10 protein-coding genes are annotated in these 13,563 nt (G+C 28.9%); all 10 read right to left on the minus strand.

The window, feature by feature from the left end:
* Window positions 1-23 precede the first annotated feature (23 nt).
* Window positions 24-371 carry a toxin-antitoxin system YwqK family antitoxin gene (locus Lupro_RS08035; RefSeq protein WP_068208443.1) on the minus strand — a complete coding sequence of 116 codons (348 nt, stop codon included), beginning with the start codon at window positions 369-371 and terminating at the stop codon, window positions 24-26.
* Between the two features lie 204 nt (window positions 372-575).
* Complete coding sequence (locus Lupro_RS08040; RefSeq protein WP_068208445.1) at window positions 576-2,837, minus strand: inorganic phosphate transporter; 2,262 nt, start codon at window positions 2,835-2,837, stop codon at window positions 576-578.
* An 87-nt stretch (window positions 2,838-2,924) separates the two neighbouring features.
* Window positions 2,925-5,306 carry a ribonucleoside-diphosphate reductase subunit alpha gene (locus Lupro_RS08045; RefSeq protein WP_068208448.1) on the minus strand — a complete coding sequence of 794 codons (2,382 nt, stop codon included), beginning with the start codon at window positions 5,304-5,306 and terminating at the stop codon, window positions 2,925-2,927.
* Window positions 5,307-5,431: 125 nt separating this feature from the next.
* Window positions 5,432-6,409, minus strand: coding sequence for a ribonucleotide-diphosphate reductase subunit beta (locus Lupro_RS08050; RefSeq protein ID WP_068208450.1), 978 nt, complete (start codon window positions 6,407-6,409; stop codon window positions 5,432-5,434).
* Between the two features lie 341 nt (window positions 6,410-6,750).
* Window positions 6,751-7,230 (minus strand): hypothetical protein, encoded by a 480-nt coding sequence (locus Lupro_RS08055; protein WP_144439120.1) that lies wholly within the window; start codon window positions 7,228-7,230, stop codon window positions 6,751-6,753.
* A gap of 1 nt (window position 7,231) precedes the next feature.
* A complete protein-coding gene (locus Lupro_RS08060; RefSeq protein WP_068208455.1) occupies window positions 7,232-8,188 on the minus strand; it encodes a hypothetical protein in 957 nt (318 codons plus the stop codon).
* Window positions 8,189-8,193: 5 nt separating this feature from the next.
* Window positions 8,194-9,270 (minus strand): hypothetical protein, encoded by a 1,077-nt coding sequence (locus Lupro_RS08065; RefSeq protein WP_068208458.1) that lies wholly within the window; start codon window positions 9,268-9,270, stop codon window positions 8,194-8,196.
* Between the two features lie 65 nt (window positions 9,271-9,335).
* The gene (locus tag Lupro_RS08070; protein WP_068208461.1) at window positions 9,336-10,181 is read right to left on the minus strand and encodes a hypothetical protein; all 846 of its coding nucleotides are present in this window, start codon (window positions 10,179-10,181) and stop codon (window positions 9,336-9,338) included.
* 10 nt (window positions 10,182-10,191) lie between these two features.
* Window positions 10,192-11,487 carry an OmpA family protein gene (locus tag Lupro_RS08075; protein ID WP_082703882.1) on the minus strand — a complete coding sequence of 432 codons (1,296 nt, stop codon included), beginning with the start codon at window positions 11,485-11,487 and terminating at the stop codon, window positions 10,192-10,194.
* A 395-nt stretch (window positions 11,488-11,882) separates the two neighbouring features.
* Complete coding sequence (locus Lupro_RS08080; protein ID WP_068208467.1) at window positions 11,883-13,562, minus strand: tetratricopeptide repeat protein; 1,680 nt, start codon at window positions 13,560-13,562, stop codon at window positions 11,883-11,885.
* Window position 13,563 lies beyond the last annotated feature (1 nt).

Here is a 13,563-nt window from a genome sequence, read left to right on the forward strand (position 1 = left end):
TTTTTTATTGTTAGTTTTTACAACTAATTTACCACTAGTAGTTTTTCTTCAACACCTATTAATTTATTATCTTTATAGGTTACAAAATTTATTTTGTCTTTGCTAAAATAAGTCCAAACACCAACTTTTTTATTTTTATCATAATATGCAATAACTTTTTTATTTCCATTTATATCATAACTCACCCACATATCTTGTAGCTGGTTATTGCTATTAAAAAAACCTTCACGTTGAACTATATCACTATTATTTACAAAATAATACGTTGCTTTAACTAAATTGTTAGAAACTTTTTCATACTCAACACGTTGCTCTTGTGAAAATGCTGTTATGCTAAACAACAAAATTACGATGCTTAAAATTGCTCTCATCTTTTTAAAATTTTAGTTAATACTAGGCTCTTGTGTATATCAAATATATGAAATTTTACCTTTTATTAACGCTTTGTTAACGTTAAGTTTACATTAAGTTTTTTAAAAACAAGTGTACATAGCTCATAACGTGATAGTTACAAGCTTTAAGGTTAAGGTGCTAAAATTTGGTTTTTAATAAAAAAGGATATAGAGCCGCGTTTTTTATCTATGTTCGTTACCTACCGCGCTTAAATAAAAATCTTCATACAATTTAAGAAGGTTTATTAATGCATTTATTAAGTCTTGCGTTTCTAACAATATACTAAAATACAAGGTTGTATTTTTTGGGCTTGTTTCTTCTGTTCTAATACGTTTTATTTGACGCTCAATTGATTCAGAGACTCTATTCAATGTATTTTGTTTGTCCTCTATTATTGTTCCAAGACTATCAAACTCTCTTTTAATAAATACTGTTTCTATTTCATTTAAGATAATTTCTAATTCATTATCTATTGATTTTAAATCTTTTAGTTGATCTTTCTTCAGTTGTTTATGGTTGTTATTTACATGTTTAAAACTTGCTTTTGATATATAGCTTATACTTTGAGCTACATCTTGCAAGTAACTAAGTACTAAAATATAAAATCTACTAGCTGCAACAGATGTTTCATCTAATGATTTAATAAAGTAAAATACTTCATCTTTTAAATCATCTACTTCCTGGTTTAATTTACCAACATGTTTATCTGTTTTTTTGAGTTTATTTAAATCATGTAAAGATAAATCGTTTACAACACTAGAGAACAGTTTACGAACTCTATCAACAACCGCAGCAATATGCTCAGAACTTTCATCAATAACTCCTTTTATTGTAATAATCTCATTTCTTGTTATGTTTCTCTCAACTTTTTCTTCTTTTTGTTTTTTAGAATATCTTAAATAGTTTCTACCTATCATTAAAAAAACAAAAATAAGTAATAGTGACACAGCTGTGATTCCTCCCAAATTAATTACGTATAATGCAATTGCGGCTGCCGAAAAAGCGATTAAGGCCGTACCAAACCAACCAGCAATAACATTAAGAACACCTGCAACTCTATAAACTGCACTTTCTCTACCCCAAGCTCTATCAGCAAAAGAAGTTCCCATTGCCACCATAAAAGTTACATAGGTAGTTGAAAGAGGCAACTTAAATGATGTTGCTATTGAAATTAAAATTCCCGCCACTACTAAATTTACTGAAGCTCTAACTTTATCAAAAGCAGGCATTTCGTATGTTTTAGATTTAGGTAATGAAATTACTGGAACTTGAAATCTAGAATCAATCCAATTTCTGATAGATTTAGGAATTATTAATTCCAACACTTTATTAATAGCTATTGCTCCTCTAACTGTTATTCTAGAAATATCTGTAGGTTGAAATTTTTCAGCTCCTTCTCCTTGTCTCGATAAATCAACACCTGTTTTAATAACAGAACGTGCTTTTTTAGAGAACCAAATGGTAATTACCATTATAAGACCTGCCAATACTAAAAATATGGTATTTGATGGAACTTTTCCTGCTAAACTTTCCATTGAAAATTCGGTAGCTAATTCACCTGATGAATGCCAAACCTCATAAGCGTTCCACCCAGCAATAGGAACTCCAATAAAGTTAACCAAATCGTTCCCAGCAAAGGCCATCGCAAGAGAAAAAGTACCAAACGCAACAATAATTTTTAAAATATCTACTTTAAAAAAACGTATTAGCAACTCTGAAACCAATGTCCAAGTTGTAAAACTAATTACAATAATTTGTGTTAAACTATCTTCAATAATATATTTAATATCACCATAAAACGGTGTTCCTTTTAATCCTTTCACAAAAACAAAATAGGTGATTGACGTTAAGGCAAACCCTCCAAACAAAGCATTTACATAGCTCTTTTTATTTTCTAAATTAAAGGAATAAATTAATCTTGATATAAATTGCACTATAGCACCAACAGTAAAAGCTATAATAACCGATAGTAAAATTCCTAAAATAATTAATGTTGCTTTTTCATGATTTATATACTTCCATATTGCTGATGCTGTTTCATTTTCATTCATTGAAATTTTTATAAAAGCCATAGCGACAGCAGCTCCAAGCAATTCAAATACAATTGAAACAGTGGTAGAAGTAGGCATTCCTAGGGTATTAAAAACATCTAGTAATAAGATATCTGTTATCATTACCGCTAAAAAGATGTATATAATTTCATTAAAATAAAACTCTCCCGGAACAAAAATTCCTTTTCTAGCAACCTCCATCATACCACTAGAAGTTAATGCTCCAAAAGCTACTCCTAAACTAGCTATTATTAAAATATTTTTAATTGAAATTACTTTAGAACCAAAAGCTGAATTTAAAAAATTAATTGCGTCATTACTTACCCCAACAACTAGATCAATAACTGCCAAAACAGCCAAAGCAACAACCATTAAAATATATATGTTTTCCATTAAAATTATTTTCAACAAAATTACTTCTAAGTATGTATCTTAATGTTAAATTAATGTTACTAATAGTAAGCTATTTATTTTATTTTTCTAAGATCCACACATTAAACAATCATCTGGATTTTCTTTTGACTGAAGCAATAATTCTTTTAATTCTTCTGGAGTTAAAGGTTTGTTTTCTTGCTTTTTTTCTTTTGATACTGTAAATTGAATGGCATTTACCGCGCTTTTAGTTCTTAAATAATACATCCCTGTTTTTAATCCACTTTTCCAAGCGTAAAAGTGCATAGACGTTAATTTCGAGTAATTAGCATCTTGCATAAATAAATTTAACGATTGAGATTGATCTACAAAATAACCTCTTTGTCTAGACATATCAATAATATCCTTCATACTTAACTCCCAAACTGTTTTATACAACTCTTTTAGTTCTTGTGGAATTATATCAATATGCTGAATAGAACCATTAGCACGCATAATCTCTTCTTTCATTTCATTATCCCACAAGTTTAATTCTACTAAATCCTCTAATAAATGTTTGTTTACAATAATAAATTCTCCACTTAAAACTCTACGTGTGTAAATATTTGAAGTATATGGTTCAAAAGCTTCGTTGTTTCCTAAAATTTGGGATGTTGAAGCTGTTGGCATAGGTGCAACTAGCAATGAATTTCTAACACCATTTGTCATTACTTTTTTTCTCAAGGTTTTCCAATCCCATCTTCCGCTTAAATCGTCTTCAGAAATTCCCCACATATTAAACTGAAATTCTCCTTTAGACATTGGTGAACCTTTAAATGTTGAGTATGGTTCTTTTATTTTTGCAATCTCCATAGAAGATGTTACCGCTGCAAAATAAATAGTTTCAAAAATTTCTTGATTTAATTTTTTTGCTTCATCACTAGTAAAAGGCATACGCAACAATATAAATGCATCTGCCAAACCTTGAATTCCTAACCCAATTGGTCTATGACGAACGTTTGAATTTTCAGCTTCTTTTACTGGATAGTAATTACGATCAATAACGGTGTCTAAATTTCGGGTAACTTTTTTAGTGACTTTAAATAATTTTTTATGATTGAAAAATTTAACCCCTTCTTTATTTTCTTCAATAAACATTGGCAGTGCTATTGAAGCTAAATTACAAACAGCTATTTCGTCTTTTGCTGTATATTCCATAATTTCAGTACATAAATTTGAAGAACGAATAGTTCCTAAATTCTTTTGGTTAGACTTCCTATTTGCTGCATCTTTATATAGCATATATGGATTTCCTGTTTCAATTTGTGCTTCTAATATTTTTTCCCATAACTCACGAGCTTTGATGGTTTTTCTTCCTTTTTTCACCTTTTCATACCCTGTGTAAAGCTTCTCAAATTCATCTCCATACGTATCAAATAAATGTGGGCATTCATTAGGGCACATCAACGTCCAATTTCCATTTTCTTCAACACGTTTCATAAATAAATCTGGAATCCACATGGCGTAAAATAAATCTCGTGCACGCATTTCTTCAGCTCCAGTATTTTTACGCAAATCTAAAAAGTCAAAAACATCGGCATGCCAAGGTTCCATATAAATTGCAAAAGAGCCTTTACGTTTTCCACCTCCTTGATCTACATAACGAGCCGTATCATTATACACTTTTAACATAGGTACAATCCCATTTGAAGTGCCATTAGTACCTCTAATATACGAACCGGTTGCACGCACATTGTGAATTGACAATCCTATACCACCAGCCGATTGTGAAATTTTAGCTGTTTGCTTTAAAGTATCATAAATCCCATCAATACTATCGTCTTGAATTTGTAACAAAAAACAAGATGACATTTGAGGTTTTGGTGTTCCTGAATTAAATAATGTTGGTGTGGCGTGTGTAAATATTTTTTTAGACATTAATTCGTACGTCTCAATAGCTTCATCAATATCTTCTTGGTGAATTCCTATAGCCACACGCATTAACATATGCTGTGGTCGTTCAGCTATTTGCCCATTAATTTTCAATAAGTATGAACGTTCTAAGGTTTTAAAGCCGAAATAATCATAACTAAAATCTCTGTTATAAATAATTGTAGAATCTAATTTAGCGGCATTATCTATAATTATTTTATAAGTTTCATCAGACACTAATGGTGCTTTTTTACCCGTACGTGGATTTACATATTTATATAAATCTATCATTACTTCTGAGAACGTTTTTTTGGTGTTTTTATGTAAGTTTGAAACGGCTATACGAGCAGCTAGTTTCGCATAATCTGGATGTTGAACAGTCATAGTTGCTGCTATTTCAGCAGCTAAATTATCTAATTCTGAAGTGCTTACACCATCATACAAACCTTCAATAACTCTCATAGCAACCTTAACAGGATCTACTAGTTTATTTAAACCATAACACATTTTACGAACCCTAGCAGTGATTTTATCAAACATCACTGGTTCTTTCTTTCCGTCTCTTTTTAATACAAACATAAGTTACACGTATTTTTTTAGTTAGTTAATTTTTTAAAAATCATATAAACGATAACGCTATTGACTTTTGAATAGTTGAAACTCAAAGGGGGTTGAATTTGCCTGTTATTTACTTTATTCTGAAATTAAAAATCTGCGTCAAAGCTAAGATCTCCGGCTCCGGTTCCTCCACTTTTTACACCTGCTTTTTGATATTCAGAAACTCTTTTTTCAAAAAAGTTAGTTTTACCTTCTAATGAAATCATTTCCATAAAATCAAAAGGGTTTGAAGTATTGTAAACTTTATCACAACCGTATTCAACCAATAATCTATCGGTTACAAATTCTAAATATTGAGTCATTAATTTTGAATTCATACCAATTAAACTTACTGGTAATGACTCTGTTATAAATACACGTTCTATATCAAGTGCGTCTATTAATATTTCTGTTATACGCTCTTTTGGAACTTTGTTTACAATATGATTTTGGTGTAAATGCACTGCAAAATCGGCATGCAATCCTTCATCACGATTTATCAGTTCATTTGAAAAGGTTAAGCCTGGTAATAGCCCTCTTTTTTTCATCCAAAATATAGAGCAAAAACTTCCTGAGAAAAAGATACCTTCAACTGCCGAAAAAGCAATTAAACGTTCGGCAAAACTATCGCTTTCTATCCATTTTAAAGCCCAGTCGGCTTTTTCTTTAATGGCAGGGAAAATTTCAATAGCTCTAAAAAGTTCATCTTTTTCATTTTCATTTTTAATGTACGTATCAATAAGTAATGAATATACCTCAGAATGAATGTTTTCCATCATTAATTGAAAGCCGTAAAAAAATTTTGCTTCGGTATATTGTACTTCTGATACAAAATTTTCAGCTAAATTTTCATTTACAATCCCATCAGAAGCAGCAAAAAACGCTAAAATATGTTTAATAAAATAACGTTCATCATCGTTTAATTTGGTTTCCCAATCTATTACATCTTGGTGTAAGTCTATTTCTTCTGCCGTCCAAATACTAGCTTCCTGTTTTTTATACCATTCCCAAATATCATGATGTTGAATTGGAAAAATAACAAATCGGTTTTTGTTAGGCTGCAAAATAGGTTCAATGAAAGACATTAATGGTAGCTTTTTTTTAGTTGATAAATGATTGCTTATTTCTATGAAAACGAATTAAACAAATATTGAAAAAAAATACTCAAAAAAAAAGGGCACTTATTCACATTTACACCCAAGTTTTTAACATTTTGATGAAAAATAGAAATTTATAAACTATTTTTAATTGCTGATATTCAGATAGTTAAAAGTTTAGCAATGCGCTGAGTAGTTGAGTTTATTGAGTTTTGTAAAAAACGCTAAAACATAAAAGAGCACATGTTAATTGTACTCTTTTTTGGGGACACAATTAAAATAGCAACAATACTATTTTAAATTATTACTCAAATAATTATTGTTCAGCCTTATTTTTTAAAATAATTTTTATATTTTTCATTAATCTGTGTCATTCTATTTGTAAAAGTGGCTCCTACTTTTTCTAAAGCATTTAATTGGGCATCATTCATTAATCCTTGTGATGCTTGCTTTTTTTTGTAGGTGTCAAATTCATCAATTAATTTACCTAATTGAGCACTATTTGCGGCAAATTCAACAATTAGTTTTCCCATTTTTAAATTATCCATGACTCCTTGTTCCTCTTCTTTCATCTCAAAAACTTCTTTACCATCTATAACCAATTGCTCAATATTATCTGACAGTTCATTAATGGCTTTTTCTGAAGATTTTATAACTTTTGTAAGTTCTACATCGTTTTTAATTTCAGTTGGTATTTGAATACTTAGGGGTGGTAAAAAATTAACATTTCTTTTTTTTTCACCCGAACACGCATAAAATAAACTAGTAACAAGTATTATAATTAAAATTCTTTTGGTAAAATTTTTCATTTTATTTAATTTCTTTAAGTGTATATAAATTTGTATAACCAAACGGCACCATTGCGTCTTTAACTTTAACTATTTTTGCAAATACGCCTGGTTTTTCATTAACCATCCAATATTTTATCTTCCCGTCAAAATCCCCATAACCTTCAACAACAGTACATTCAAAAGTTCCAATAGCAGTTGCCACATTTTCTGTACCTACTACTTTATATATATTTAAATTTTCTTTTGGAAAAAACATAAAATCGTATTCATATTCCTGTAAATTATCCATCCAAATTGGGTCTTCTGTCATATCTATATACTCATTTTGGAAATATGAATATCTTCTAACATCAATAGATTTTGCTTCTTCATTATAGTTTATTTTTTCGCTTTCTACCCAAGCATCTGCTTCTTGTTCGTCAGGGAAATTTGTTACATCATAAACAACTTCATTATACTCTTTTAAAAAGTTTACAATAGTTTCTATTCGCCAAGGGAGCTTACTTTCTGCTTCTTCATAATTAAAATCTCCTTTTTCATCAAAAAGAGTTTCTCTTTCAAATAATAAAACTGGCTTTTTTAAAGTAATTTTATTCGTGTTAACTGCAATTGATTTAGGAGTAATCTTTTTAAAACTTAGTATTGCTTCATCTTTTTTATATGCTAATACACTATCGTTTAATTTTATAATTTTTGCTTCTCCATTAAAATCCTTATCCATGCTGCTAGTCATAATAATGGCTTTTTTCTTTTTATTATATTTCCATGTCCCAGCTTCAATAGATTTTGATGTAGTACTTCTGGCTGCTTTTAAAACGCCTTTTTCAGCAAAAATAAACACAGTTTGAAAGCCTTCTAATGTTTTACCATCATCAATAACTGTTGTTAATTGCCAGTTGCCAATTATTTTTGACTCTTGTGATTGCGCTATAAAAGCAACAAGTAGTAGTAATAATGTTATTGTTAATTTTTTCATGATTTTTATTTTAACTTTTGGGTTCTACTTGCTTTTAGTACATATATTCCTATATTATTTTGCGGAATTAATTTTGAGTTTTCGTACTTAAAGTCAAGTTGACTAATATCTTCTGTTTTAAATGGAATATTATCTATATTTAATAATGTGTTGTTTTTAATACTAAAATAATTTCTAAAACTAACAATGTTATTTACACCATTATACAATGTGAAATTTATGTTTACCTTATTTTTATCAATATTTAAAATTTGAATTTTACCTAAGTTTAATTTTGTAGTTACAAAAAATAAAATGTCATTTTTTTGGATAACAATTCCTTCAACATTTTCTGCCTGAATTAGTAAATCTTGTCGAGCATCTAGTATTCCTCCTATTTCAATTCCATTAAAAGACTTATATAATTTATCTCTTTTCAACCAAATTGGATGAAACAGTTTTTTATCAATTTTAAATACAGTATCTATTTCTACAGCTATTTTTGTTCTATCAGGATGTAATCGCACTCCTTTTTTGGTGGTTGCAAAACTTTCATTTTTTAATACCAACCCTTTCCAAGCATATAAATCTTGAAACGTATCAATTTTATAATAATCGGCTTCTTTCCCAAGTATTTCTTTGGTTGCTGATTTTTCAGTTCCCATATAAAGTGTTTCAATCCAAGAATCTTTTATTTGATAATACTGAAAATTTTCCCTGCATTTTATTCTTAAATAATAGGGATCGTCACTTACTTTATTTTTTTCAACATCAAAATAATAACGATGTTCATCAACCCAAAATCGTTCGGCTATTTTTACTTTTTTTGGAAGTAATTTTCCTCCAAATTTTGAAACTTTATAAATTTCTTCAAAAGCAATATCCCCAAAATTATCCCAGTAATAAATTACTTGTTCTGCTACATAAGGTATTTGTTCGCTAAAACTTGTTTCAACACCATTTTTAAATGAAAATCCAGCATGTGTTGAGTATCTATACTTTTCATAAACTATTTTACCTGACTTTATTTTATAGGGTTTAAAATCTTGTGATTGTGTTGAAATAGTAATGATAAGTAGGAGTAATTGAGTTATTCTTTTCATGTTTTGTTGTAAAAAATTACCATCTGAAAACTAAGTAGGGACGACTTAATTATTTTAAAAGTTAACTAATTTCCTTTTCTCATTTTAATCATTTTCTGAATCATATTGTATGTTTGATGCAGTTCTTCATCGCTCATTTCTTGCATTTCAGAATCATCTTTTGTTGCTAATTTTTTCCATTCTTCAAAACTTAGTTTACTTATTTGATCCATATTATCATTCATTCCATCCATTTCACCTTCAAACACTTGATTATTCATAAAACCTTCTTGTTTCTGTATTGGAAAATTTGGGAGTTTAAAATTAGAATCGGCTACAGAAACATTAAACTTAGCACTTGTAGCTTCCTTTAAAGTTCTAATACCCAAAACAGTAATATCTATTTTTAAGGGAACTCCTTTGTACATCCATTGTTTGGCTCCTTTAATATCCCAAACTTCACAGTTATACCCTAAAAAACTTTCATTTCCTATCTTTTTACCACCAATAGATTCTAACATACTTTTTCCTGCATCACCTGCATCAGTATTACTTTGTTTCATCATATCCATCATTACATCTCTACCAACTGTAATTATTTTTTTATCGAAATCAACTACATAACTCTCTCCATTATTTAATTTATTTATTACATGAGTTGAATTTTTTTCTGTTTTTGATCTTCCAAAAAACTTCATGGTTGTAGTTTGGGTAGCTTGTTCTTCTTTTAATTCAACAGCACCCCAATTTTTAAAATATAAACTCTCTGTGCCGCTTCCTTTAACTTCCCCTCCAAGTACTTTTCCTGAAATAGTACTTGTATATTTTACAATTCCTGATTTTACATCATAGCGTTTTAATTTGTTTTGGCTGTTTCCACTACAACTTGTAAGTATTATAATTAATGAAAGTAATATGTTTAGTTTTTTCATGATTTTATTTTTAAAATTTTACAAATTCCACTCTTCTGTTATTTGCTTTCCCTTCTGGTGTACTATTAGTATCTAAAGGTTTACTTTCTCCAAAACCATTTGATTTTAATCTGTTAGGTGAAATTCCCATACTAATAAGTTTATCCATCACTGTTTTTCCTCTGGCTTTTGATAAGACCATATTGGTTTCATCTCCACCATCACTATCTGTATGTCCTTCTACGCTAAATTTAAGGTCAGTGTTTTTGTTCATCAATTGGTAAATTTTATTGATGGGCCCCATACTTTCGGGTTTTAAAGTGGCTTTATTCACATCGAATTTAATACCGTTTACAATAATTTTTCCTTCTGATAAAACTCTATCGTAATATTTTACACCGCCTTTTGCAATACGGAAATTTCTTAAGTATTGATTCCCTTTCTGTGATTCTATAGTAAATCCCCAAGGGTTACCTTCTAGATGAGGAATATTGATTAATCGAGTGTCATCCATATAAGCTTTAAACTTCCCTTTAGTATAGGCAATAGCAATATGTCGCCATTGTCCTATTGGTTCTTCTGCCCAGCTTAGTTTTTCGGTGCCAGGATATCTTTTGTCTGTATCTTCAAATTCAATTCCATTTGGATAAACCGTGAAATTTCCTCCTAAACCTTTTCCCCATTGATTCTTTTTATCTCGGAAAGCTATAAAAAACCTATTAGCGGTGGTACGTCCTTTTTCAAACCAAACATCAAATTCTACGGTAAAAACTTCTGGTAAATAATCTTCTTTAGAATTTTTTAAATAGGGTACTATTTCGCCACCTCTATCAATAAACATGATGACATTTTCTCCATTTACTTGGGCAATTTCAGCAGAACCTTCATATAAATCCCAACGGCTTGGAAATTCACCGTTTTCTTCATCAGCACTTGGGCCGTCTTCAAAAATTACGGTATCGCCAGGTACAAAATCAAACTTGCTCCAAACGACAGTAGGCTTGTTTGATTTTGCTTTGGCTTCATTAGAATTTGTAGATTCTAAATTGTTTTCTCTTTTTTCATTTGTATTGCTATTTCCCTCTTCCTTGTCTTTTTTCTTACCATCTAAAATATCTTCCGCTTTATCAAATTCTTTATCAATTTTTTTATTAACACGTTTTTCTGCTCTTTTCTCAGCTTCACGATCTATTTTTTCTTTCGCTTTTTTAGCTAACTTTTTAAAAAATTGAGCTTCTGATTGTTGGGGAATAAAGAAGAACAAACTAAAGACCAACAATATTTTAAAAATTGAGCTCGTTTTAAAATTAAGTGTGCTTTTTTTCATGATTTTTGAATTTATAATTTTAGCGTTATTGTGGTTTTAATTATGATGCTAAATTACTTTCAAAATCAAAAAATTACTTCATACAAAAGTGTGATTTACCTAACCCTTTTGGGTGATTTTGTATTGAAAAGGTATTGTTATTATTAACATTTACAGTAGTTAGATCTATTGCAAAATTATTTTAACAGTGTAGTTTATAAAAAAGTTTTAGTACAAGACAAAAAACAAAATGTGTTTTGTTTTGGAGGTAGTGAGCGAAAATTATAGAGCGATTATTTTATTACAAAGGCCTTAAAAAAGAGGTCTCGACTGTGCTCTACCTGACATTTGATAATTTATGTTAACTTTTGATAAGTACTAAAAAAAGTAGTTGGCTCCTAAAACAAGCTTATTGTTTAAGTTCTAATTTTTTTTATGGCCTGAATTCTATTTTTAACATCTAATTTAGCATAGATGTTTTTTATATGTGTTTTAATGGTATTGTTTGAAACAAACATTTTTTTGGAAATTTCATTATTACTAAATCCTGCTGCAATATGTTGTAACACTTCAATTTCTCGTTTTGAAAGTCCAAAATCACTAAAATTTTCAGCAATATTTTTAGTTTCGGTATTTATATTGTTTTTTGCTTTTTCTTTTAAATCATTAATTTGAAGTACGTAATTTTGTAATTCTGAATTTTTGTTTTCAATTTCTAAGTCCGAATTTCTTCTGTAAAGTCGAAATAAATAAAGTAAGCCTAAAATTCCTGCTAAACCTAAAGAAGAGATTATAATTAAACGGTTAAAATTTGTTTTTGCCTTCTTTTTATTTAATTCATTTTCTTTTGCTAATTCCTGTATTTGCGCATCTTTTTTTGCTGTTTCATATTCAACTTGAGTACTTATAATACTTTTTTGTGATGCTTCATTAACAATGCTATCTTGAAATGCTGTTGCAATTTTATGTGAACTTAGTGCTTCTTTATAGTTTTTTGTATGTGTATAGTAATCAACCAAAGCATTATATCCTAAAGAAATATTTTCTTTAGATTTAATTATTTTGGCACTTGACAAACCCATAATAATATTTTCTTTAGCCTCTTTATATTCACCTAAATTTAACTGATTTTTACCAACATTAATTAATGTATTGCTTAAATATCTTATATTATTTTCTTTTGTAAAAAGAGGGATTGCTTCTTTATAAAATTCGATAGATTTTTGATATTCTCCTTTTTTTTGAAATAATAGCCCTAACAAATTATACCGTATAGCCTCACTTTGTTTGTGTTTGTATTTTTTTGTTAATGCTAATGCTTTACGTAAATAATGATCTGAAGAATCATACCGTTTTTTATATAAATAAACCTCTCCTATATTTGATAAACTATATTCTTGACCTCTAATGTTATTATTCTCTACATCTAACCTATAAACTCTTTTAAAATAATGTAGTGCCTTGTCATATTCTTTAGTGTCTATAAATACATTTCCTATACCATTTAAAGCTATTGTAATACTTTTATTGTGTTTTATTTTTTCTGATAAATCTAATGCCTGAAAATAAAAATCAAAAGCTTCCTTTTCTAAATTTAATTTTCTATAGCTAACACCTATATTATTTAAACATTTGATTTTTAATAATGTATCTGTAGTTTTATTGAGATAGCTTAAAGCTCTTTTGTGAAGTGCAACCGAACTTTCATAATCATAATTATATCTTGCGGCTAAACCTTTTCTATTGTAACTTTCTCCTAATCCTTTTATATAAAATATTTTTTCTGAAGTTGAAATAGCATTATCTATCACATATTCACTTGGTATTTTGGCTCTAACAGCATTTTTGTATAATGCAATTAAATCATCAACCTTAGAAATAGTATTTGGTTTTACTTTTAACTCATTAAAAAGACTATCAACAACCCTTTTATTTATTTTTTTTTGTGAATATATTGGGTTTAAAGCAAGAAATGTTAAAATTAAAAAGAGTGAGGTTAAATAGTGATTTTTATTCATTTTTTTAAATTCTACTTCCTGTAAAGTTAAAGAATTACTTCCTCTTTTTAACTTATTAAAAAGTAATATTTGATACATA

The organism is Lutibacter profundi (genome assembly GCF_001543325.1).
Lineage (GTDB): Bacteria > Bacteroidota > Bacteroidia > Flavobacteriales > Flavobacteriaceae > Lutibacter > Lutibacter profundi.

Coding starts and splice junctions, on each gene's coding strand:
- Lupro_RS08035 (WP_068208443.1), bottom strand. CDS start 371: ATGAGAGCAATTTTAAGCATCGTAATTTTGTTGTTTAGCATAACAGCA.
- Lupro_RS08040 (WP_068208445.1), bottom strand. CDS start 2,837: ATGGAAAACATATATATTTTAATGGTTGTTGCTTTGGCTGTTTTGGCA.
- Lupro_RS08045 (WP_068208448.1), bottom strand. CDS start 5,306: ATGTTTGTATTAAAAAGAGACGGAAAGAAAGAACCAGTGATGTTTGAT.
- Lupro_RS08050 (WP_068208450.1), bottom strand. CDS start 6,409: ATGTCTTTCATTGAACCTATTTTGCAGCCTAACAAAAACCGATTTGTT.
- Lupro_RS08055 (WP_144439120.1), bottom strand. CDS start 7,230: ATGAAAAATTTTACCAAAAGAATTTTAATTATAATACTTGTTACTAGT.
- Lupro_RS08060 (WP_068208455.1), bottom strand. CDS start 8,188: ATGAAAAAATTAACAATAACATTATTACTACTACTTGTTGCTTTTATA.
- Lupro_RS08065 (WP_068208458.1), bottom strand. CDS start 9,270: ATGAAAAGAATAACTCAATTACTCCTACTTATCATTACTATTTCAACA.
- Lupro_RS08070 (WP_068208461.1), bottom strand. CDS start 10,181: ATGAAAAAACTAAACATATTACTTTCATTAATTATAATACTTACAAGT.
- Lupro_RS08075 (WP_082703882.1), bottom strand. CDS start 11,487: ATGAAAAAAAGCACACTTAATTTTAAAACGAGCTCAATTTTTAAAATA.
- Lupro_RS08080 (WP_068208467.1), bottom strand. CDS start 13,562: ATGTATCAAATATTACTTTTTAATAAGTTAAAAAGAGGAAGTAATTCT.